The sequence below is a fragment of the Marinobacterium profundum genome, assembly GCF_001528745.1.
In the GTDB taxonomy this organism is placed as follows: Bacteria; Pseudomonadota; Gammaproteobacteria; order Pseudomonadales; family Balneatricaceae; genus Marinobacterium_A; species Marinobacterium_A profundum.
In genome coordinates, this window is the sequence record NZ_BCNS01000208.1 from 16,786 (window position 1) to 37,678 (window position 20,893).

The following is a 20,893-nucleotide window of genomic DNA, read 5'->3' on the forward strand; positions in this document are numbered from 1 at the left end:
CAACCTCGGTATACTCAGGTCTTCCAACCAGAGCGGACGAGCGGATCTTCAGGTGCCCAAACGCTATTACATAGGCCTGCCCCAGTGGAACCATTCAGACTGGGGCAGCAGCGCCCTGAGTGGCCCGACCGCACAGTCGACCCTGCAACGCTACGCCTCGCACTTTTCCTCGGTAGAGGGCAACTCCACCTTCTATGCGCTGCCCAACGCCACCACCATTGAGCGCTGGCGACAGGAAACACCTGAGCATTTCCGGTTTTGCCTCAAACTGCCGCAGCAAATCAGCCATCACCTGCAACTGCGTCACTGCCAGGACGAACTGCGCGGCTTTATTGACTGCATCAGCCCGCTGCAGGAAAAGCTCGGTCAGCTGTTCATTCAGCTACCGGCACGCTTTGGGCCTGACGGCCTCGATACCCTGAGGCAATTTATCACGCAGCTGCCGGAAGGTTTCAGCTACACCCTGGAAGTGCGGCACCCCGACTTTTTCGCCAAGGGCGATGCGGAACGTGCGCTCAACCGCCTGCTGATCGAACGAGGCATCAACCGTACCCTGTTCGATACCCGGGCGCTCTTTGCACTGCCGCGGGACGATGCCGCGACACAGGACGCATTGCAAAAGAAGCCACGAGTACCGCTGCATGTCATCGCCACCGGGCAGACGCCGATGGTACGCTTTATCAGCCCGCTGGATTATCGCAGCGCCGACCCCTGGCTCGCGCCCTGGGTTGGCAAGGTCGCGAGCTGGCTGAATGAAGGTCGCCAACCCTATCTGTTCTTTCATACGCCGGACAACCGTGAATCACCTCTGCTGGCCGAGCATTTTGCCCGGGAACTGGCCACAGAATGCCCCGATGCCCAGGGACTGATACCCTGGGTGCAAACCGTGCAACAACAGGAGACGCTGTTCTGATGAATGCTCTGATTTATATCATGGACCCCATGTGCAGCTGGTGCTGGGCATTCGCCCCCGAGCTGCAGGCGGTTCGCAGCCGCTTCCCCGACCTGCAGGTCAGTTTCATCATGGGCGGGCTGGCACCGGACAACACCGACCCGATGGACGCAGGCCTGGCTCACCAGATTCAGGCCACCTGGCAGCAGATAGAAGACCGTACGGGCACCGCCTTCAATCACGATTTCTGGACCCTGAACAAGCCGCGCCGCGCCACCTACGACGCCTGTCGTGCGGTGATTGCCGCCACACGCATTCAGCCGAGTGCGCAGGAAACCATGATCGATACGATTCAGCGGGGCTATTACCTGCAGGCGAAGAATCCGTCCGACAGAGAAGTGCTGACAGAAATGGCGCAACAGATCGGGCTGGATGGCGAGCTTTTCGGCCAGTATCTGGGCGACGAAATGACCCAGGGCATGCTGCAGCAACACCTGGCAATCAAGGGGAGTTTGGGCGTACAGGGATTTCCGACGCTACTGCTGCAAAAAGGCGAGGAACTGCACTGGCTCAGTACAGGTTACCGTCAGGCAGACGGCATTATTGCGCAGCTGGAGAAATTAACAGGGGAGCACTGAGCTCCCCCTGGGATCAGGTACGGGCGACTGAAACGTCTTCCGCCTGCAAACCCTTGTCGCTTTCACGTACATTGAAGCGAACCTGCTGACCTTCTGTCAGCGAACGGTGTCCACGACCGCGAATGTTTCGAAAATGCACGAATACATCGTCGCCATTCTCACGGGTGATAAAGCCAAAACCCTTGGACACGTTGAACCACTTTACCTGACCGGTTTCACGGGCATCGTTTTCGTCATCATACTCCTCTTCACCCAACTCCATTTCAGTAGCCTGGGTCTGGGATTTCACACCCCATCCCGACGCCAGGGAAGCCGCCAGAACAACCGCAAAGACTACCGCCAGTACCGGAACACTCAGCGCTACATCTACGTTGGCAACAGCGGCCAACAAAATCGGAATCAATACTGCAGCTAAAGCACTGACAACAAGACCGCGTATCAGTTGATTACCACTCATTTATAGTCATCTCTTGTATTAATACATTTACATCAATATAAACCCGCCCACACCAACGGAACGGGGGACGATCGCAACATATAGCGAATTTTGCGTATTTTTTCAACAGCTTAAGCCTTTTAATAGACTATTCTCTGTAGAATACTGGCTGAATAGACTGCAACCTTCACGCCTGCACGGGACCGATTGCACATGAGCGACACACCAAGACTGGACGATCTGGAGTCCCGGATCGCCTTTCAGGAAGATACCCTCGATACGCTAAACGCGATAGTGGCACGCCAGGATATCGAGATTCAGCGCCTTACCAGCATGGTCAAAGCCCTCAGCGGCCAGGTCAAGCAGCTGGCACCGGCATCGGCCGATGATATGGCCGACGAACCGCCGCCACCGCACTACTGATATGAAGCTGCTCGAGCTGGTCGGCCGCCCGCTACTGTCCTGGATCGTTACCGCGACCACCCTGGGAAGCACCCACCTGCACGGCGGTCCGCGGGTGCGCTATGTGCTGGAAAGCGAGCGCTGGAGCCATGTGCAGCTGCTGCTCGAGCAGGCTCGCCGCGCAGGCGTGGACATTAAGACCGAGCAGATCATTTTTGCCCGCAGCGGCGGCCAGCAAGTACTGAAACAGTATCTGGACGAACTCTGCCAGCTGAGCCTGCAAGATCCGCAATACAAGGTTGAACTGATCCCGGTGTCCATCTTTCACGGCCGCCTGCCAATCCGCGAAACCTCCTGGCTCAATCTGCTGTACGCCGAGGCCTGGGATCAGGGCGGGCGCATCGGGCGCCTGATGCAGCTGCTGGTCAACGGCCGCCAGACACTGATTCACATAGACCCACCCTTGCAGCTGCAGGATCTGACCAGCAACGCCCCCGACGCCAGAGCCCTGACGCGCAAAGCCAGCCTGTTGCTGTTGCAGCACTTTCGCACCCGGCGCCGTGCTGTAGTCGGCCCCGATCTGTCTCATCGCCGCACACTCATGAGCATGATCCTGCACCACCCAGGCGTACAGCAGGCCATCGCAACGCGCGCCCGGGAAAAGCGCGAGAACCTGCACCAGGCTAGTCGCTATGCTGCACGCGAACTGCAGCGCATTGCGGCCAACTTCAGCCCGGTCACCGCAAGGCTGCTGCATCCACTGCTCAATGCCACCTGGCGCCGGCTCTACGACGATGTTGAAATTCTCGGACTCGATCGGCTGCGCGAACACGCCCTGGACCATCAGCTGGTATATCTGCCCTGCCACCGCAGCCACATGGACTACCTGTTACTGTCCTGGGCGCTGTACCGCCACGGCCTGATGCTGCCCCACGTCGCCGCCGGCGACAATCTGGATATCCCGATCATAGGCCCGATACTCAAACGTGGTGGCGCCATCTTTATGCGCCGCAGCTTTCAGAACGATGGCCTTTACCGCGCGCTCTACCAGCAGTACATGGCTCTGATGTCGCGCCATGGCCATGCCCTGGAGTACTTTATCGAGGGCGGCCGCAGCCGCACCGGTCGCCTGCTGCCCGCCCGCACAGGACTGCTGAACATGACGCTGGATGCCTGGTGTGCAAGCCCTGAGCGCCCTGTCGCACTGGTACCCGTCTGGATCGGCTATGACCGGGTGGTCGAAGCCCATAGCTATCAGCGCGAGCTGAGCGGTGCTAGCAGCCGCCATCCCGGCACTTTCAACAGCTTGCAAAGCGCCTGGCAGGTGCTGCGCCAGCGCTTCGGCCGCGTGTCTGTCAGTATCGGCGAGCCCATAACACTGGCAGATGCGGTCAACCCCCATATGCCCACCCGCCCCCAGGCCAACGCTATTGGCCGCCTGCTACTGGAACGCATCAACCAGGCTTCAGTACTGACCGAGACGGGAGTGCTGGCGACCGTCATGCTGGGCCAACCCCAGCTGATCCTGGATAGCGACAGCCTGGCCCTGCAATGCGACCAGCTGCGCCAGCTTGCTCAGCGGCTCCCGAACGCCCCGGCAAGCGTACCGCCCGAAACCCCAACCCACTGGATAGCCCGCGCCCGCGACCGCAAACAGCTCGAACAGTCCGGCAACCAGGTACTACTGGAGCCTGCCCAGGGGCGGGAAATGACCTTTTATCGCAACAATATGATGCACCTGTTCGTGCTGCCAGGATTGCTCCTGCTGCTGGTAAGGCGCAGCGCCAAGCCGATGCCGCAGCTGATTACCCGCATGCTGCGAGTGCTGTATCCCTACCTGCAGGCCGAGCTCTTCCTGCCCTGGCCCGAGCCGGACTTCAGCGCCGTGGCGGTGCAACTGCGCCAGAGTCTGCTGGATCAGGGCTTGCTGACACCTGAGGGCAAACAACTGCACGCCAGTGACAGCGACACAGCCCTGTGTCTGATGCGCAATGCCGAGCCCGTGCTGCTGCGCTACTACCTGCTGTGCAGAATACTGCAGCGCTACAAGGCGCTGGAGCTGGACGAACTGATGGACAGGTCTCTGCGACTGGCGACAAAGCTGCAACGCGAGTTCGGCTTTGATTCGGCGGAGTATGCCGACAAGCGGGTACTGAACGGATTTGTGGAGCAGTTATTGGACCGGGAGATTCTGCAACTCAAGGGGAGTCAAATTCAGCCACGGGTATCACTTGATGGCCTGATGCAACAGGCACGGAGCCTGCTGACAGAGCGCAGGCTGAACTTCATCGACCAGCAGCTGGACGACTGAAGCCTGCTAAAGCATTTTCACGAAACACTTATCTGTCGATCGAGGTTGCTTTGAATGCTGTCTTACTTAGAGGTGTCCGAATATGGGTCGAGGTAAGATGAGCGTGCTCTTGCTCCCCCTTATGAAGCCGGCGAGCACTGAGGTCATTCGACGAATAGGCCCGAAGGGGCGCAGCAGGGACTGATGCGCCTGCGATGAGGTACATGGATGTACCTTCAGCGCAGCCCGCCGAATGATCTCAGAGCGCAGCGAAAAGGCGTCATTGGGGCGTGCTTTCTTTGGTTACTGTCTTTGCACGAGCAAAGACAGTACCGCGCCAGCAAGGCGCAACATGAGCCACCAAGCCGCTCCGACACCCCAGCCTGCACAGACTCCAACACGGTCATCTTAATCTCGTCTCAACCATCGCAATGGGTCGAGGTAAGATGAAAGTGCTCTAGACCAGCTTTTTCAGCGCATAAATATCGTAACGACTCGACTTGCCCGCCAGCTGCACACTGGGCGCCGGGCCCGGAATCACCGGCGCCTTGCGCGGGCGTTTCACCACCACCCGGTTGGCTGCAGCGGCCAACGCCGCCTCCAGCAGCAGACCGGCATCCGCATCATCGCCCACCAGATCGCGGAACAGGCGCATTTCCTTTTTCACCAGAGCGCTTTTGTCCGAGTGTGGAAACATCGGATCCACATACACCACCTGGGGTCTGTCTTCACGCCCTGCCTGCTCGGCCAGCCAGGCAATGCTGTCCGTCTCGATCAGCTGCATGCGGGCGACAATTTCCGCCACCTCCGGATCCTGCCAGGCCCGACCCAGGCCATCGGCCAGCAGCAGCTGAATCACCGGCACCCGCTCAATCAACTGCACCTCACAGCCTAGACTCGCCAGCACAAAGCTGTCGCGCCCAAGACCCGCGGTCACATCCGCCACCCTGGGCCGCACACCCTGGCGCACGCCCACAGCCTTGGCAATAAGCTGGCCAGAGCCACCGCCCTGCAGCCGACGATGGGCCACGGCGCCGCCGACAAAATCCACCCATACAGGGCCCGGCGCCTTGCGCCCAGTGGGCTGTAACTGCAGTCCTTGCGCAGTGACACGCAGCAGCGACTCATAGTCACAGCGGCCAAGATCTGCGCCACAGAGCAAATCCAGTCCCAGCTGCTCAGACAGCGCCCGCGCACGGGAAAGATGATCAGGATGAACGTACTCAACGGCAAGACTGGCGGATTCTGTCATGAGGGGTCTGTTCAGTGGCAGCTTTGGCATGCGCTGCGAATAAAAAAGGGCGGAGACTGATGATCAGATAAGCACATCAACAAAGGCGGCGTCGGCCAGGCCTGAGGCGCTGCTCGACTGGGTAGCGTCATAGGCCAGCAGGGCGCGCTGACTGTGGTAATCCAGCGAAGCAAAGCGTGCGTCAGTCTCGGCATCGCGCCGACGCCCCGCTCTTTCGCTCGCCAGGCGCGGCTCCCATTCCCCTTCGCGCACCGGGCCCTGCGGCTCGGCCACAGTGCTGCGATCCGCCTGACGACGCTTGCGCGCAGCCCTGGGTGCCGGCAGGCGAAAACTGGAGCCTATCTGCATTCATATCACCCCGCATATTAAGGGGCTCAGTATCGCCAATACCGCAACGGAAATAAACGCCAGCGCCCCGCCAAAGCGTTTCAACCGACGAAATACACCGCCAGCAAGGCGACACCCAGTAGCATCCGGTAAATAACAAAGGGCAGCATGCCTATACGGTTCAGCCAGCTCAAAAACAGCCAGATACAGGCCCAGGCACTGAGTGCCGCCAGCACCGCACCCAGGCCCACCAGCTCCCAACTGGCCGCTGTGCCAGACTGCGCCAGATCGATGCCCTTGAAAACACCGGCACCCACGATAATCGGAATGGACAGCAGGAAGGAAAATCGTGCCGCCGCATCACGTTCAAATCCCAGCATAAGACCCGCTGTCATGGTAATACCGGAGCGCGATGTACCCGGCATCAGCGCCATGGCCTGGGCCAGACCGATCCAGATCGCATCACTCACGCCCAGATTCCCCAGTGTACGCACTTCCCGGCGCCGGCTGTCCGCCCAGCCTAACAAGGCACCAAAAACCAGCGTGGTGCCGGCAATCACCAGAATAGAGCGAGCAAGGTGTTCGATCATATTGCTGAGGAAAAAGCCCGCAAATACCGCCGGCAGCGTTGCCAGCAACAGATACCAGGCCAAGGCCGAGTCCGCCGATCGGGTGCCGGCAAGAGAGCGCAACCAGGCACTTAGCAAACGCACCAGATCAGTACGGAAATAGAACATTACCGCCACCAGGGTGCCGACATGCACGCCTACATCGAAGGCCAGCCCCTGATCTGGCCAGCCAAACAGCTGCGATGGAAGGATAAGATGGGCAGAGCTCGAGATCGGTAAAAATTCGGTCAATCCCTGAATCACGGCCAATATAATGGCCTGGTAAATATCCATGCTTACTGCTGTTCCTTTTTCTTCCAGCCACCTTCACGAATATACACTGGCAGACCATCCTCGGGTGCCAGCCCTCGCCCACAGGCCAGATCCCGTGCTGCAATCGGCAGCATCGAACTGGCCCTTGGGTACACATCCAGCACAGGCGCGGTAATAACCGCCTGCACCGCAGCACTCATGTCCGCCAGGTAATTAAAACCGGGGCCGACACCCTCCCAGCGCGCCTCTTCCATCAGCCGCAGTTCGTCAGCGGCACAGACCTGCTCATCCAGCATGGCTTCGGGCAGACCGTTTTCCAGCCGAAAGGCGCACCAGTAAATTTCGTTCATGCGCGCATCCAGGGCTGCAATCACCCGCTCAGCCCCCAGCAAGCGCCCCTGTTCCAGCGCCATGGCAGCCAGTGTGGAGATGGGCAATACAGGTATATCCGCGGCGAACGCCAGCCCCTGGGCAATGCCCGTGGCGATACGAATACCGGTAAAGGAGCCCGGCCCACGGCCAAAGGCAACCGCATCCAGATCACGGGCACTCAAGCCCGCCTCACTCAGCAGCGCATCCGTCATGGGCAGCAGCAGCTGTATATGCTTGCGCGGCACTACGCGAAAATCTTCCACCACTTCACCGTCTTGCCAAAGGGCAACGGAACAGGCGTCGGTGGAGGTATCCAGTGCGAGTATCTTGCTCATTACGACCTTCTTGAACACAAACTTTTGAGGCACAGGCCCTGGCCAACAAACACAGCGAACACAGACCCGGAAAATTAAGGGCAGGCACAACAGCCTGACGATACGACAGCCGGCATTCTACCCGCGACACTGTTACATTTCATTATCGCAAACAGACTCAGGAAGAGAGCAACCCTTCACCCCAGCGCGGCAACAACGCCTGCTCAACCCCCAGCTGATTGAGAATACGGGCGACGATGAAGTCCACCATATCCTCCACCGACTGCGGCCTATGGTAGAAACCTGGACTTGCAGGCACCACCACCACACCCATGCGGGTAAGTTTGAGCATGTGCTCCAGGTGAATTTCCGAATAGGGTGCCTCGCGGGGAACCAGTATCAGCTGACGTCGCTCCTTGAGGGCAACATCGGCGGCACGTTCGATCAGGTTGTTGCTGGCACCGGTGGCAATGGCGGACAGACAGCCGGTGCTGCAGGGACAGACCACCATGGACGAAGGCGCGCCTGAACCCGACGCCACTGGCGCCATCCACTGTTCGCGCCCGAACACCCGAATCTGATCCGCTTTGGCACCATAGAGCTGACTCAGAAAGGTCTGCTGCTCGTCTGGCCGGCCCGGCAACGCCAGGTCGGTTTCGGTGGCAATCACCACCTGGGCTGCCTTGGAAATCATCAGCATGACCTGAATATCCGCCGCCACCAGACACTGCAGCAGCCGCAGACCGTACTGAGCCCCTGAGGCTCCGGTAATGGCCAGGGTGACGCGGCGCGGATCGCTCTGACTCATGCCAAGGCCTCCCGTTCACGCAGCGCCTGCACCAGACGCAGATGAATACCCTCAAAGCCGCCATTGCTCATGACCAGGATATGGCTGCCGCTGCGTGCCTGGCGCACCAGCTCCTCGATCAAGGCCGCAGTGTCCCGTGCCAGACTCGCTGGCACCGGCGACTGCGCCACCACCTCATCGAGGGACCAGTCCAGCCCCTGCGGCTGATACCAGTACACCTGACTTGCGGCCGCAATCGAGTGCGCGAGTGCTGCTCTATGGGCGCCAAGCCGCATGGTATTGGAACGCGGCTCCACCACGGCGATGATCGGCGCCTCGCCGACTCGAGCACGCAGGCCCGCCAGGGTGGTTTCGATGGCAGTGGGATGGTGGGCAAAGTCATCGTACACACAGACCCCGCCGACCTCGCCCACCAGCTCCATGCGCCTTTTTACGCCGCCAAAACGGCACAGCGCCTCAATGCCGTGCTGCGGCCGTACGCCCACATGGCGCGCCGCCACCAGCGCCGCCAGGCCATTGCTGACGTTATGCCGGCCGGTATGCGCCCAGTCGACGATGCCCTGGCACTTGCCCTGAAACCAGACTTCGAACCGGCTGCCGTCCTCGTTCAGCAGGCGCGCCTGCCAGGCCGCATCAGTGTTATCACCGCCATTGACGCCATCATCAGGATCGCCGGCGACACCGGTGCGTACCAGTTCAGACCAGCAGCCCATCTCGAGAACCGCGTCCAGTGCAGGCTGATCCCGGGGCACCACCAGCTGGCCATTTCCCGGCACTATGCGCACAAGATGATGAAACTGGCGCTGAATAGCCGCCAGATCGGGAAAAATGTCGGCATGATCGTATTCAAGATTGTTCAGGATCAGCGTGCGCGGATGGTAATGCACAAACTTGGAACGCTTGTCGAAAAAAGCCGTGTCGTACTCATCAGCTTCGATAACGAAAAAGGGTGAATCCCCTAGGCGTGCCGAAACCGGAAAGTCCTTCGGCACTCCACCGATCAGAAAGCCCGGTGCCATGCCGGTGTGCTCCAGCACCCAGGCAAGCATGGTGGCCGTGGTGGTCTTGCCGTGGGTTCCAGCCACCGCCAGCACCCAGCGCTCGTGCAACAGGTTCTCCGACAGCCACTGCGGACCCGACTGATAGCGCAGCCCGCGATCGAGCACATACTCGACACAGGGGTTGCCGCGGGACATGGCATTGCCAACAATGACCATATCGGGCGCAGGCTCAAGCTGCAGCGGGTCAAACCCCTGGGTCAGCTCGATCCCCTGCTGCTCCAGCTGAGTGCTCATGGGCGGATAAACGTTGGCGTCGGAGCCCGTGACGCGGTGCCCCAGTTCCTTGGCCAGAATGGCCAGCGACCCCATGAAGGTGCCGCAAATGCCCAGTATATGGATATGCACGCAACAGAATCCTGTTCAACATCGAATTGGGGCATGATACCCGTTTTACGGCCTGGCTCGCACCCGTTTAAATCTGCATAAATTTGCCGCCGAACCATGCAAATGGCCACCAAGTCCCGTATAATTTTGCGCCGAAACCCCCTTCCAGAACCCTAAAGGTTTAAGCATAAAGATGCAGCTCCTGAGCCAGTTCCTGAAACACCAGAAGACTGACGAACAACTGGTCGAATTGATCAACACGCTGATGGTCGCATGCAAGGAAATTGCACTGCAGCTACGTGAAGGTGAGCTGGCCGGCGTATTGGGCACCACCGACAATACCAATGTGCAGGGCGAAACCCAGAAGAAGCTCGATGTCATCGCCAACGATGTACTGAAACAGCTCCTGCTGGACAACCCTCTGGTGGCTGGCCTGGCGTCGGAAGAGGAAGACGATCCTGTTCCCGGCAACCCGAATGGCCGCTTCCTGGTGACCTTCGACCCGCTGGACGGTTCGTCCAATATCGACATCGATGTTTCGGTCGGCACCATCTTCTCGGTGCTGGAAATGGCCCCCGGTGAAGACCCTGCACTGCACAAAACCTACCTGCAGAGCGGCCGCCGCCAGGTAGCCGCAGGCTACGTACTTTACGGTCCCTCCGCCGTACTGGCGATGACCACAGGCCAGGGCGTGAACTTCTTCACCCTGGCCCACACGGGCGATTTCATCCTTACCCGTGAAAACGTCAAAATTCCGCCGACGACCCGCGAGTTCGCCATCAACATGTCGAATCAGCGTCACTGGGAACCGGCCATGCAGAACTACATCGGCGACCTGCTACTGGGCAGCGACGGCCCTCGCAACAAGAACTACAACATGCGCTGGATCGCCTCCATGGTGGCCGAAGTGCATCGTGTACTGACTCGCGGCGGCATTTTCAGCTATCCCTGGGACGCGCGTGAACCGGCCAAGCCCGGCAAGCTGCGCCTGATGTACGAAGGCAACCCCATGAGCTTGCTGATAGAACAGGCCGGTGGCATTGCCAGCACCTGTTACGCTCCGATCCTTGACGTCCAGCCAAAAGAGATACACGAACGCGTCTCCATCGCCCTGGGCTCAAGTGACGAAGTGGAAGCTCTGCTGAGCTATCACCGCACGGACAAATAATTTATCCGGATGCACAGAACCAGACGGCCATAAGTCGAATATAACTGAACGGCCGTCTGTGACTATAATCCCCCACTGCATTCAGTCCCGACCTTTAAACTGCTAACAGGAAGATACGCATGAGCTTTGCTAAAGTGCCTGCCGGTAAAGACCTGCCGAACGATCTGTACGTGATCATCGAAATTCCGGCCCAAAGTTCCCCGGTCAAATATGAGATCGACAAGGATGCCGATGCCGTCTTCGTTGACCGCTTCATGGCTGCCCCCATGTTTTACCCGGCCAACTATGGCTACATCAACAACACCCTGGCCGATGATGGCGATGCGCTGGACGTGCTGGTTCTGACCCCGCACCCGGTCATCACGGGCTCCGTGATTCGCTGCCGCCCTGTGGGTGTGCTGAACATGACCGACGAAGCTGGCGAAGATGCCAAGCTCATCGCCGTGCCCCACGAAAAGCTGAGCCAGGCCTACAACGACGTCAAGGACGTTGAAGACCTGCCCAAGCTGTTGCTGGATCAGATATCCCACTTCTTCGAGAACTACAAAACTCTCGAAAAAGGCAAATGGGTCAAGGTTGAAGGCTGGGCGAATGCCGATGCCGCGCGTGCTGCTATCGTTGAGGCCGCCGCCGCTTACGAAGCCGCCAAGTAAGACTTGTCGCACTCTGCCGGGTGGAGCCCTCAGGGCCCACCCGGCACTGCTTTAACACTTTGCCTTAGCCAACTGCCTGCAAGAGCCTCCAGCAAGAGCCTCTGATCAGACCCCGCACACATCTTGACCCACGCCCATCAGAGCGTGCCCAAGTTCAACTTCCCGCTTTCCACCACATTGACGTAGGGCAGGTAGCCGCCCAGATCAAGCCGCGCATTCAACTCATAGTTCACACTGTCACGCCTGGACTGCAGCAGATCGGTCAGCAGCCTGAAGCCGTTCAGCAGATCCGCCGTAGCAGTCACACTGAAGTCCGCCTCACCGTAGGCCGGCACCTCGGGCAGATCATTGGCCACGCCGTTGAGCAGCTTGCGCCCTTCCAGCGACACCTGGTAACTGATGCCCTGCAGACTGATCGCCTCCCGGTTGGGATTGATAATATGCAGCCCGATCAGAAAACGCGGCGCCATGCCTTCGGAGGGCAAGGACCTGAAGGAAGTGACCGAAACCTGCGGCTTTTCGAAATCAGACTGTACTGCGGCACAGCCACCCAGCATTAATATCCACAGCACCAGCAGTGCCCGTTTAAGGCTCAACATTGCTTGAGTCTCCAGCGTGTTCGTTTCAGGGGCCATCTCTTGGACGGCAAGTGCTGCACAGTATCGCAGCCCTCGTCTGAACGCCACAATGCGGCGCGCAGACGCGGACTTCCCTCAGGCGGTCCAGTCGAGAATTACCTTGCCGCTCAGGCCCGACTGCATGGCGGCAAAGCCCGCCTCGAACTCATCCACCTTGAAGTGATGGGTAATGACCGGCGCCAGGTTGAGTCCACTTTGCAGCATGGCCACCATCTTGTACCAGGTTTCAAACATTTCACGCCCGTAGATACCCTTTATCTCCAGCCCCTTGAAAATCACCTGGTTCCAGTCAATCGCGGTATTGCCCGGAGGGATGCCCAGCAGGGCGATCTTGCCGCCGTGGTTCATGTGCGCCAGCATGTCGGTGAACGCCGCTGGCACGCCGGACATCTCCAGCCCGACATCAAAGCCCTCCAGCATATGCAGATCCTGCATCACATCAGTCAGTGACTGGCGCTGCACATTCACCGCGCGGGTCGCCCCCATCTGCGTCGCCAGCCCTAAGCGGTAATCGTTTACATCGGTGATTACCACCGTACGCGCTCCCACATGGCGGGCAATAGCCACCGCCATAATACCAATGGGGCCCGCGCCGGTGATCAGCACATCCTCCCCCACCAGATTAAAGCTCAGCGCCGTATGGGTCGCATTGCCAAACGGATCGAATATCGCCGCCAGATCATCCGACACATCGGGCGGAATACGAAACGCATTGAAAGCGGGAATGACCAGATACTCGGCAAAGGCACCCTCGCGATTCACCCCCACTCCCACCGAATTTCGACACAGGTGCCGCCTGCCGGCACGACAGTTGCGACAGGCACCGCAGGTTATATGCCCCTCCCCCGACACCCGGTCACCGATCTCGAAGCCGCGCACCTCCTGGCCGATTTTGACGATCTTTCCCACATATTCATGCCCTACATGCATGGGCACTGGAATCGTCTTTTGCGCCCAGTCGTCCCAGTTCCAGATATGCATGTCGGTGCCGCAGATAGCCGTCTTGCGGATTTTGATCATCACATCGTTGTGCCCGACCTTGGGCATGCGCGTTCGAATCAGGCTCAGCCCAGGGCCTGCCTGCAGTTTGGCCAGCGCTTTCATGACTGAGTCCTCATGGCTGTATCCTCATGACAGCACCCCCAGCGCCTGCCCCACCCGGGCAAAAGCGCCTATGGCGGCATCGATCTGGGTATCGGTATGGGCGGCGCTCATCTGGGTCCGAATGCGCGCCTTGCCTTTGGGAACCACCGGGAAGCTAAAGCCGATCACATAGACACCCTCCTGCAAGAGTGCGTCGGCCATACGCGCCGCCAGGGCAGCATCCCCCAGCATGACGGGGATAATCGGATGGCCGGCGCCAGCAAGGGTAAAGCCCGCTGCCTGCAGACCTGCGCGAAAGCGTGCCGTATTGCGCTGCAATTGGGCTCGCAGGGCTGCGCCCTCGGCGCTTTGGAGCAGTTGCAGCACCCGCAACGATGCGCTGACGATGCTGGGTGCCAGACTGTTGGAAAACAGGTAGGGCCGCGACAGTTGACGCAGCAGCGCGACTATTTCGCGCCGCCCGGCGGTAAAGCCACCGGAAGCGCCCCCGAGCGCCTTGCCCAGAGTGCCGGTAATGATATCGACCCGTCCCTCAACGCCACAATGCTCCACAGTGCCGCGCCCACCCTTGCCGACAAAGCCCACCGCATGGGAATCATCCACCATCACCTGGGCACCATAACGCTCAGCCAGATCACAGATACCGCGCAGATCGGCGACCACCCCGTCCATGGAAAAGACCCCGTCGGTGGCGATTAGCTTGAAGCGCGCGCCCGCGGCATCGGCTGCCTGCAACTGGGCTTCCAGATCAGCCATGTCATTGTTGCGATAGCGGTAACGACTCGCCTTGCACAAACGTACCCCGTCGATAATGGACGCATGATTCAGCTCATCGGAGATCACTGCATCCTCGGCCTCTAGCAGTGTCTCGAACAGGCCGCCATTGGCATCGAAACAGCTGGAATAGAGAATGCAGTCGTCGGTACCCAGGAATGCCGACAGCGCGGCTTCCAGGTCCTTGTGCGGCTGCTGGGTACCACAGATAAAGCGCACCGAGGCCATGCCAAAACCCTGGTGTTCCAGCCCCTGCACCGCGGCCTCCACCAGGCGCTCATCATTCGCGAGCCCCAGATAATTATTGGCACAGAAATTAAGTACCTGATCACCGCCGGCCAGGCGGATCAGGGGAGACTGCGCACTGTCGATAACTCGCTCGGTCTTGAAAAAGCCCGCATCGCTGAGTGTATCCAGTCGGCTTTGCAGCCGACCTAGAAAGGCATTGTCCATGCTGTACTCCCGCCTTAGCCGAATTTCGGGAAAAAACCTGCTGCCAAAACCATAGCAGCCCGCAACCTTAGTCACATGGCTCCCGCGCAAGGCTGGTCAAAGTTCCCGTTTAACTTTACTCTCAAGCACTATCTGTCTGCGGTTGAATAAGGAGTACCCATGGACCTGAATCTGTCGCTCTACCAGACCCGAGTCATAGGCGCGCTGATCGAGAAGGAGATCACCACACCGGATCAGTATCCGCTGTCACTGAACGCCCTCACCATGGCCTGCAACCAGAAAAGCAACCGTGACCCGGTGCTAGACCTGGATGAAGGCACTGTGCAGCAAACCCTGGATGAACTGACCCAGCTGCGCATGGTCAAGGAAGAATCCGGCTTCGGTAGCCGGGTACAGAAATACAAGCACCGCTTCTGCAATACCGAATTCGGCGTACTTCAGTTCAGCGAACAGGAACTCGGCATCCTCTGCGTCATGTTCCTGCGCGGCCCCCAAACCCCTGGCGAACTGCGTACTCGCACCAACCGACTGTGTAGTTTTGATGATGTACTCAAGGTCGAGAAGGTACTTTACAAGCTCATGACCCGGGACGATGGCCCCTTTATCGTCAAGCTTGCACGGGAACCCGGCAAGCGGGAATCGCGCTATGCCCATCTGTTCAATGGCGATATTGAGCCGGGCCAGAAGGCACCGCCTCCCCTGTCGGAGCCAAGAGCTGCCCACGAGCCAGAAGGCAGCGGCCGCATTGAGCAGCTGGAACAGGAGGTCCTCGAACTCAAGGCCAAGGTTGCCGAGCTCGAAGCCCTGCTCGAAGAGCTGACCACCTGACAACCGCAAGCCTGGAAAAGGTGCGAGGTGCGAGGTGCGAGGGAAACAAAGAATCACAGCCACACTTGCACAATAAAAAAGCCGGAAAGGTTTCCCCTTCCGGCTTTTTTATTTGGTCAGTTAACAGTGACCTTTTTTGTGCTGCCCCGGCGGGCAAAAGTGCCCGTCGTTATGATGTTTTTTGTGTTTTTTGTATTTCTTGTGCTTATGATCGTGATCATCGTCGTCATAGTAATAGACTTCACGACGCTCATAACTGGTTTCACGATAATCACTGCGATGCCCCTGGGTATTGATCGAGGTACCCACAGCCGCTCCGACACCGGCGCCAATAATGGCGCCATCACGACCACCTACTTCAGCCCCCAGAGCACCGCCTACTGCGCCACCCAGGGCACCACCGATGGCAGAGTCAACGGTCAGGTTGTTGCCGGCCATTGCCATAACGGGCAGCAGCGATACAAGCACTATGGCAAACAGAGACTTTTTCATGGGAATCTCCTTCGGGATATCCAGAGTTATGCGAAACAAAAAAATGGAAGAGCTTAGTGAAAGCGTTGAATTAACAGCCGCCTCAATAGTTTAAACAGTTTTAAAATCTGCAACTGAGTCTTGTCGCAACAACCTTCACATTTTAAACAAGCACCAATTTGAATGGCTCTCATTTAAATGAAACAGGTAGCAATATAATCAAATAAAAACTGCTGCCCTGTCTCTCAATAGCGCCTATTTAACAACAACAACACTGAACAAAACATGAAGGCGCGCATTTTAAAGCCACCCGCCTGCAGATGCCAGACGTCTCGAGATACCGACACAGAGGCTTTCACTAAAGCTCATCAATCATTGCGGACTGGCCAGTTTTTCCAATCGGGTCCATGATGATGACCGGACAGCCTTGCTGTGGAGCTATTTGTAGCGAGCTGCGCACAGGGAACGAGTCACCCTCTGCACTGTCTGTCTAATGCTCCCGGGCAACTTCAGACCAATCGACCAGGAAGGACCTGTAACCCATGCTAAAACTTCACGGCGTTGCGCTCAGCAACTACTACAACATCGTCAAGCAGGCCATGCTGGAAAAAGGCATCGCCTTCGAAGAAATCACGGCACCTCCATCGCAGGACGCGAGCTTTCTGACCAAGAGCCCGATGGGCAAGATTCCCTGCCTCGAAACACCCGAGGGCTTTTTATCTGAGTCGCTAGCCATTATCGAGTATCTGGAAGAAACTCACCCAACCCCTAGCCTGCTGCCGGGCGATGCCTATCAGCGTGCCAAGACCCGCGAAATCATCAAGTACGCCGAGCTGTATCTCGATGGACCTGCGCGCCGACTGCTGGGGCACGTGATCTTCGGCGCCCCACTGCCACAACAAGCCTTTGATGAGGTGCGACCCGCGCTTGAGAAGAATCTGACAGCCCTCAAGCGCATTGCTCGCTTTGAGCCCTGGGTTGCAGGCACTGAATTCAGCCTTGCCGACATTGCCCTGCTGCATATCATGGGCCTGGTACTCGCCATCATCAAACCCGTGTACGACTGGGACATTCTGGCGCAGGAACCTGAACTGGCCAACTGGATGCAGCGTGCTGCTGCGCGGGAACACAGCCTGACGGTGCTGGCGGCCCAGAAAAAAGTCCGCGAAGCCATGATGGCGAAACAGGCTTAGCTGCGTCTTAACAGTACGCAACACTGCATAACGTAAACGGCGAAACGCCGGCCCTGGGGCCGGCGTTTCGCATTATGCAGGAATACTCAGTCAGGCCCAGCGTACAGGCCCGCTGCCATCAGTCACGAAAACGTGCACAGGCCGCCCAGTTATTCATCAACAGGTAGTAGGTGACACCGGCTGGAATCAGGCTGGCATACCAGGAAATGGATGAGAACCAGAGTGCGATCACGGCACCGACGAGCGACGCAATGATGGCAGCATAGTTCACACCCCGGTAAGGACCCTTCTCGTCATATAGCTTCGAAATATCCAGAGTGCGACGACGCAGGATGAAGTAGTCCACTACCATAACCGCGAAGATCGGCCCCAGAAAAGCGGAGTAAGTCTGAACAAAGGTTTGCAGACCCGCAGAAGACTCTTCCTTCACCAATTCCCAGGGGAAGGTACCAAAGGCCGCCAGACCCACCAGAATAGTGGCGGTGCGAAACTTCAGCTTGAACACATCCATCAGGATGTAAGTCGGCGGTACCACGTTGTTCAGCACGTTGGTGGTGACCTGGGCAAAGGCAATAAACAGCAAGGTGGTGATCAGCAGCGCCTGGTTATCCACCGCACTGGCAAACACTTGAATCGGATCGGATACACCGGTGGCACCAGAGACCATCAGCCCGATCAGGCCCATGAACAGGGTGCAGGGCAGAATAGACATGGCATACAAGGTGGCTAGCAAACCCGGGCCACTGCCCTTTTTGAGCTCGCGTGAATAGTCACTCACGTTCAGCATCATGGTGCTGTAGATACCCAGAAACAGCATGGTGGCACCCCAGAACGGCATGCCCCAGGTACCCTCGATATTCACCAGATTGGTGGTAATTTCATCGCCGTAGCGGTCAATGACGCTGTAGAACATGTAGACCAGCGACGCCAGGATGAAGACACTGCCGAAGTTTTCCAGCCACTTGATGCCCTGGAAACCAAGCATCGACAGACCGATCTGCAGAAACTGGAATACTACAAAGTAAAACACCAGATTATCGAAGCCAAACAGACTGGCCGAAACGGCGTTAATGGCACCGGCGCCGATCCAGCTCTGAAAGCCGTACCAGACAATGGCCGGCACTGCCCTCACCAGCCCAGGGAAGCGGGTACCGGCAAAGCCAAAGGCACTGCGCGCCTGCACCATAAAGGGAATACCGTACTTGTAACCAGCGGCGCCGTTGAATGCCAGGGCGATACCGATGACGAAACAGCCGATGGCAATGGCCGCACAGGCCTGCAACAGGTTGAGCGTACCGACGATGCTGGAACCCATCGCAAAGGTACCGATGGAGACACAGCCACCGAACCAGGCCAGCAGATAGGACAGCCGCCCCATGATGCGTGTTTCCTGGGGCGCCAGTGATTCCTCGCCTGCGGCTTTGCTCTGGACGGGCTCATGCGCCGAAGCGGCCCCCGTTAATACTTGTTCATTTTGCATGATGCTTCCTCATACAACAGGCCTTGGGCCCGTATTGTTATTATATTTCGGCTGGACGCTTGTCTTGGCGCACCCAACACGACTCCGGTTTACTCAATCGCCTTTTTACAGCTTGTCTCGATAGCTGTTGTCACTAAGCTGTTTTCACCAAAAGCTCAGCGCCCAGACTCAGACAGATACTCGAACTGGCCGCTAAAAGCCTTGGGCCGCGGGAAAGCGAGATCCCCGTGTTTACTTGTACCCAGCCCCAGGCTGACCAGCGATTCCGCCAGTTTCATGGCCGCAGTGACTCCCTCGACGATCGGCAGCCCGACTTCCTGACTTATCTGCTGGCGCAGGTCCGCCATGCCACCACAACCCAGCACGATGGCACCTATGTTGTCTTCTGCCTTCGCACGCAGACATTCCTCGATGATGCGATCCAGTGCAGCATTGCCGCCGTCTTCCAGGTCCAGCACCGGAATCTCCGCCGCCCGTACTCGCCGGCAGTGATGGGCAAAGCCGTAAGACTGCAGCAGGTGTTCGGCGATGATGCCGGTGCGGCCCAGGGTCGTGACGATGGAAAAGCGGGTGCTTATCAGCGTGGCCATGTGAAACGCGGCCTCCGCAATTCCGATCACCGGCGCCCGTGTCAGCTCACGCGCCGCCAGCAGCCCAGGGTCGCCAAAGCAGGCGATAATGTAAGCATCCGCCTGCTCGAGTTCGCCAGCACGTATTTCCTCCAGCACGCCTACAGCGCTGATAGCCTCATCGAAATGACTCTCGATCGACGCAGGACCACTGCGCGGATTGGTTGCAACGACCCGGGTACCGGGAGCCGCTATATGCTGTGCGGCTTCACCGATCTTCTCGGTCATGCTCGCCGTCGTATTAGGATTTATTACGCGAATATGCATCGTCGCTCTCTCGTCTGGTTGAGGTGCCTATGTAGTTTTACAAAAAAACAATTTAATACACAAGATAAATAACATTATCGTTAACAATAATGTTTTGCCGACAAAAATCCGATTTGACAGCCGGCACGGACGCCAAGCCACACCGTCAGGAAGACCACTAAAGCTTTTTTTTCAACCGCTTAAAGATAAAGGAAAGGCCTGAAAGCCGGCGCAGTATCAGTGTCTGCAGCCCCATTAACATGAAACAGCTGCATGAAGAACCAGGATCTTTGATAAAAATTTCTCGCTATCCCAGATAGCTATACCGGTACTCAAACCCAAGAACGCAACACTTGGCAGGGGATAGACTGCGCGCCAAATCAACATCACCTATGCTGTGTTAAAGGCTCTGGCGCAGGCTCCCACTCAAGCCAATAGGCTACGTATGAGCGATAGCAACGGGAATCCAGGCTCAACAATCGGTATTAGCAGGAGGCGTGCGTTATGTTCCTGAAACAGAAATCCACGGGGCACATGGTGGAGATACTCGCCCTGGCAGACCTTTTTAACCCGTTCTCCCCATCCATTTCCGGGCGCTACAATCATGGCGAGGAAGCCCAGGATCCGGAGGACTTCAACAAGAGCGATCTGATTTTCCTCTCCGGTGAAAGCCTGCCGCGCTGCTGGACCGACTCCCATTACCGCGACGATGAACTAAGGCGCTGAGGCGGCTAAATTCCCTTGCTCCTGTTCCCACCAGAGGCTACCGTCTGTCCATCGCTGCAGCACTGAAACGCCCCCTGAAAGGGCACCGGACTGCACACACATCATCAAACACGAAACGGGAGAACCCGATGGGCCTGGGGACATTACTGAAAAGGATACTGGGGGCGGGCGACAGCGGCCAGGGCGAGAAAGCCGAAAGCCTCGGCGAGCCCATTGAATACAAGGGATATGAAATTTTTCTGCAGCCGCGCAACCTGGGTGGCCAATTTGGCGTCGGCGGCCTGATTCGCAAGACAGTGGACGGCGAAACTCGCGAGCATGTTTTTATTCGTGCAGATCAGGCACCAAGCCGAGACCTGTGCAACGAAATCACCCTGCAAAAAGCCCAGAATGCTATCGATACTCTGGGCGACAGCCTGTTCCCGGAAAGCTGAGCCCCTGCCGGATGGGCCTGTAGCAGATCCATCCAGGCCCATGTCTCTGTCGCCACCTATATTCAAAATAAGAATAAGCCTATCGCTAAATTGAATATC

General features: G+C 58.0%; 23 protein-coding genes. 10 read left to right on the forward strand and 13 right to left on the reverse strand.

Annotated elements, in window-relative coordinates:
- The first annotated feature begins 52 nt into the window (after positions 1-52).
- A complete protein-coding gene (locus tag MPRO_RS23290) occupies positions 53-913 on the forward strand; it encodes a DUF72 domain-containing protein (RefSeq protein ID WP_067298709.1) in 861 nt (286 codons plus the stop codon).
- A complete protein-coding gene (locus MPRO_RS23295; protein WP_067298710.1) occupies positions 913-1,530 on the forward strand; it encodes a DsbA family protein in 618 nt (205 codons plus the stop codon). Before MPRO_RS23290 ends, MPRO_RS23295 begins: the two co-directional genes overlap by 1 nt.
- Before the next feature lie 13 nt (positions 1,531-1,543).
- Here the strand turns inward: MPRO_RS23295 and MPRO_RS26535 are convergent, their stop codons facing one another.
- Complete coding sequence (locus MPRO_RS26535; RefSeq protein ID WP_067298711.1) at positions 1,544-1,987, reverse strand: cold-shock protein; 444 nt, start codon at positions 1,985-1,987, stop codon at positions 1,544-1,546.
- Positions 1,988-2,179: 192 nt separating this feature from the next.
- Between MPRO_RS26535 and MPRO_RS23305 the strand changes: the two genes are divergently transcribed.
- Together MPRO_RS23305 and MPRO_RS23310 are read left to right on the forward strand one after the other, a co-directional pair.
- The gene (locus MPRO_RS23305; protein WP_067298712.1) at positions 2,180-2,389 is read left to right on the forward strand and encodes a SlyX family protein; all 210 of its coding nucleotides are present in this window, start codon (positions 2,180-2,182) and stop codon (positions 2,387-2,389) included.
- Between the two features lies 1 nt (position 2,390).
- Positions 2,391-4,679 carry a 1-acyl-sn-glycerol-3-phosphate acyltransferase gene (locus MPRO_RS23310; protein ID WP_067298713.1) on the forward strand — a complete coding sequence of 763 codons (2,289 nt, stop codon included), beginning with the start codon at positions 2,391-2,393 and terminating at the stop codon, positions 4,677-4,679.
- A gap of 436 nt (positions 4,680-5,115) precedes the next feature.
- On the opposite strand, the gene MPRO_RS23315 is transcribed toward MPRO_RS23310, so the two are convergent.
- The 6 genes from MPRO_RS23315 to mpl all read right to left on the reverse strand — a co-directional run bounded on the left by MPRO_RS23315 (position 5,116) and on the right by mpl (position 10,018).
- Positions 5,116-5,910: a class I SAM-dependent methyltransferase gene (locus MPRO_RS23315; RefSeq protein WP_067298714.1), complete on the reverse strand. Its 795-nt coding sequence runs from the start codon at positions 5,908-5,910 to the stop codon at positions 5,116-5,118.
- A gap of 63 nt (positions 5,911-5,973) precedes the next feature.
- Positions 5,974-6,258: a hypothetical protein gene (locus MPRO_RS23320; RefSeq protein WP_067298715.1), complete on the reverse strand. Its 285-nt coding sequence runs from the start codon at positions 6,256-6,258 to the stop codon at positions 5,974-5,976.
- An 80-nt stretch (positions 6,259-6,338) separates the two neighbouring features.
- Complete coding sequence (locus tag MPRO_RS23325) at positions 6,339-7,139, reverse strand: undecaprenyl-diphosphate phosphatase (protein WP_067298716.1); 801 nt, start codon at positions 7,137-7,139, stop codon at positions 6,339-6,341.
- Between the two features lie 2 nt (positions 7,140-7,141).
- Complete coding sequence (gene tsaB / locus MPRO_RS23330; RefSeq protein WP_067298717.1) at positions 7,142-7,825, reverse strand: tRNA (adenosine(37)-N6)-threonylcarbamoyltransferase complex dimerization subunit type 1 TsaB; 684 nt, start codon at positions 7,823-7,825, stop codon at positions 7,142-7,144.
- A gap of 157 nt (positions 7,826-7,982) precedes the next feature.
- On the reverse strand, positions 7,983-8,612 hold the full coding sequence (locus MPRO_RS23335) for a flavin prenyltransferase UbiX (protein WP_067298718.1): 630 nt from the start codon (positions 8,610-8,612) through the stop codon (positions 7,983-7,985).
- Complete coding sequence (mpl, locus tag MPRO_RS23340; RefSeq protein ID WP_067298719.1) at positions 8,609-10,018, reverse strand: UDP-N-acetylmuramate:L-alanyl-gamma-D-glutamyl-meso-diaminopimelate ligase; 1,410 nt, start codon at positions 10,016-10,018, stop codon at positions 8,609-8,611. The genes MPRO_RS23335 and mpl overlap by 4 nt, the downstream gene beginning before the upstream one ends.
- A gap of 172 nt (positions 10,019-10,190) precedes the next feature.
- Between mpl and MPRO_RS23345 the strand changes: the two genes are divergently transcribed.
- On the forward strand, positions 10,191-11,165 hold the full coding sequence (locus MPRO_RS23345) for a class 1 fructose-bisphosphatase (RefSeq protein WP_067298720.1): 975 nt from the start codon (positions 10,191-10,193) through the stop codon (positions 11,163-11,165).
- Positions 11,166-11,284: 119 nt separating this feature from the next.
- Complete coding sequence (gene ppa, locus MPRO_RS23350; RefSeq protein WP_067298721.1) at positions 11,285-11,818, forward strand: inorganic diphosphatase; 534 nt, start codon at positions 11,285-11,287, stop codon at positions 11,816-11,818.
- Positions 11,819-11,955: 137 nt separating this feature from the next.
- Here the strand turns inward: ppa and MPRO_RS23355 are convergent, their stop codons facing one another.
- The 3 genes from MPRO_RS23355 to MPRO_RS23365 form a co-directional block, all read right to left on the reverse strand.
- Positions 11,956-12,417, reverse strand: coding sequence for an LEA/WHy family protein (locus MPRO_RS23355; protein WP_067298722.1), 462 nt, complete (start codon positions 12,415-12,417; stop codon positions 11,956-11,958).
- Positions 12,418-12,531: 114 nt separating this feature from the next.
- Positions 12,532-13,560 carry an L-threonine 3-dehydrogenase gene (gene tdh, locus MPRO_RS23360; protein WP_067298723.1) on the reverse strand — a complete coding sequence of 343 codons (1,029 nt, stop codon included), beginning with the start codon at positions 13,558-13,560 and terminating at the stop codon, positions 12,532-12,534.
- A 24-nt stretch (positions 13,561-13,584) separates the two neighbouring features.
- A complete protein-coding gene (locus MPRO_RS23365; RefSeq protein WP_067298724.1) occupies positions 13,585-14,787 on the reverse strand; it encodes a glycine C-acetyltransferase in 1,203 nt (400 codons plus the stop codon).
- A 159-nt stretch (positions 14,788-14,946) separates the two neighbouring features.
- Between MPRO_RS23365 and MPRO_RS23370 the strand changes: the two genes are divergently transcribed.
- Complete coding sequence (locus MPRO_RS23370) at positions 14,947-15,615, forward strand: YceH family protein (RefSeq protein WP_067298725.1); 669 nt, start codon at positions 14,947-14,949, stop codon at positions 15,613-15,615.
- 120 nt (positions 15,616-15,735) lie between these two features.
- Here the strand turns inward: MPRO_RS23370 and MPRO_RS23375 are convergent, their stop codons facing one another.
- Positions 15,736-16,107, reverse strand: coding sequence for a YMGG-like glycine zipper-containing protein (locus MPRO_RS23375; RefSeq protein ID WP_067298726.1), 372 nt, complete (start codon positions 16,105-16,107; stop codon positions 15,736-15,738).
- A 521-nt stretch (positions 16,108-16,628) separates the two neighbouring features.
- On the opposite strand from MPRO_RS23375, the gene MPRO_RS23380 reads away from it, so the two are divergent.
- Complete coding sequence (locus MPRO_RS23380) at positions 16,629-17,279, forward strand: glutathione S-transferase family protein (protein WP_067298727.1); 651 nt, start codon at positions 16,629-16,631, stop codon at positions 17,277-17,279.
- Between the two features lie 118 nt (positions 17,280-17,397).
- Here MPRO_RS23380 and MPRO_RS23385 read toward each other — a convergent pair whose 3' ends face one another.
- Together MPRO_RS23385 and MPRO_RS23390 are read right to left on the reverse strand one after the other, a co-directional pair.
- Positions 17,398-18,759 (reverse strand): NCS1 family transporter, encoded by a 1,362-nt coding sequence (locus MPRO_RS23385; RefSeq protein ID WP_067298728.1) that lies wholly within the window; start codon positions 18,757-18,759, stop codon positions 17,398-17,400.
- 155 nt (positions 18,760-18,914) lie between these two features.
- Complete coding sequence (locus MPRO_RS23390) at positions 18,915-19,655, reverse strand: aspartate/glutamate racemase family protein (protein WP_067298729.1); 741 nt, start codon at positions 19,653-19,655, stop codon at positions 18,915-18,917.
- 483 nt (positions 19,656-20,138) lie between these two features.
- Between MPRO_RS23390 and MPRO_RS23395 the strand changes: the two genes are divergently transcribed.
- Entirely contained in the window at positions 20,139-20,360 is a 222-nt protein-coding gene (locus MPRO_RS23395; protein WP_067298730.1) for an acetyltransferase, read from the forward strand.
- A gap of 128 nt (positions 20,361-20,488) precedes the next feature.
- Complete coding sequence (locus MPRO_RS23400; RefSeq protein WP_067298731.1) at positions 20,489-20,794, forward strand: HlyU family transcriptional regulator; 306 nt, start codon at positions 20,489-20,491, stop codon at positions 20,792-20,794.
- The last annotated feature ends 99 nt before the right edge of the window (positions 20,795-20,893 follow it).

Excerpts from the sequence above, each read along its gene's own strand:
- tsaB (WP_067298717.1), bottom strand. The coding sequence starts at position 7,825 with ATGAGCAAGATACTCGCACTGGATACCTCCACCGACGCCTGTTCCGTT.
- ppa (WP_067298721.1), top strand. The coding sequence starts at position 11,285 with ATGAGCTTTGCTAAAGTGCCTGCCGGTAAAGACCTGCCGAACGATCTG.
- tdh (WP_067298723.1), bottom strand. The coding sequence starts at position 13,560 with ATGAAAGCGCTGGCCAAACTGCAGGCAGGCCCTGGGCTGAGCCTGATT.
- MPRO_RS23320 (WP_067298715.1), bottom strand. The coding sequence starts at position 6,258 with ATGCAGATAGGCTCCAGTTTTCGCCTGCCGGCACCCAGGGCTGCGCGC.
- MPRO_RS23385 (WP_067298728.1), bottom strand. The coding sequence starts at position 18,759 with ATGCAAAATGAACAAGTATTAACGGGGGCCGCTTCGGCGCATGAGCCC.
- MPRO_RS23310 (WP_067298713.1), top strand. The coding sequence starts at position 2,391 with ATGAAGCTGCTCGAGCTGGTCGGCCGCCCGCTACTGTCCTGGATCGTT.
- MPRO_RS23370 (WP_067298725.1), top strand. The coding sequence starts at position 14,947 with ATGGACCTGAATCTGTCGCTCTACCAGACCCGAGTCATAGGCGCGCTG.
- MPRO_RS23335 (WP_067298718.1), bottom strand. The coding sequence starts at position 8,612 with ATGAGTCAGAGCGATCCGCGCCGCGTCACCCTGGCCATTACCGGAGCC.
- MPRO_RS23355 (WP_067298722.1), bottom strand. The coding sequence starts at position 12,417 with ATGTTGAGCCTTAAACGGGCACTGCTGGTGCTGTGGATATTAATGCTG.
- MPRO_RS26535 (WP_067298711.1), bottom strand. The coding sequence starts at position 1,987 with ATGAGTGGTAATCAACTGATACGCGGTCTTGTTGTCAGTGCTTTAGCT.
- MPRO_RS23380 (WP_067298727.1), top strand. The coding sequence starts at position 16,629 with ATGCTAAAACTTCACGGCGTTGCGCTCAGCAACTACTACAACATCGTC.
- MPRO_RS23305 (WP_067298712.1), top strand. The coding sequence starts at position 2,180 with ATGAGCGACACACCAAGACTGGACGATCTGGAGTCCCGGATCGCCTTT.
- MPRO_RS23400 (WP_067298731.1), top strand. The coding sequence starts at position 20,489 with ATGGGCCTGGGGACATTACTGAAAAGGATACTGGGGGCGGGCGACAGC.
- MPRO_RS23395 (WP_067298730.1), top strand. The coding sequence starts at position 20,139 with ATGTTCCTGAAACAGAAATCCACGGGGCACATGGTGGAGATACTCGCC.
- MPRO_RS23365 (WP_067298724.1), bottom strand. The coding sequence starts at position 14,787 with ATGGACAATGCCTTTCTAGGTCGGCTGCAAAGCCGACTGGATACACTC.
- MPRO_RS23345 (WP_067298720.1), top strand. The coding sequence starts at position 10,191 with ATGCAGCTCCTGAGCCAGTTCCTGAAACACCAGAAGACTGACGAACAA.
- MPRO_RS23295 (WP_067298710.1), top strand. The coding sequence starts at position 913 with ATGAATGCTCTGATTTATATCATGGACCCCATGTGCAGCTGGTGCTGG.
- MPRO_RS23315 (WP_067298714.1), bottom strand. The coding sequence starts at position 5,910 with ATGACAGAATCCGCCAGTCTTGCCGTTGAGTACGTTCATCCTGATCAT.
- MPRO_RS23325 (WP_067298716.1), bottom strand. The coding sequence starts at position 7,139 with ATGGATATTTACCAGGCCATTATATTGGCCGTGATTCAGGGATTGACC.
- MPRO_RS23390 (WP_067298729.1), bottom strand. The coding sequence starts at position 19,655 with ATGCATATTCGCGTAATAAATCCTAATACGACGGCGAGCATGACCGAG.
- MPRO_RS23375 (WP_067298726.1), bottom strand. The coding sequence starts at position 16,107 with ATGAAAAAGTCTCTGTTTGCCATAGTGCTTGTATCGCTGCTGCCCGTT.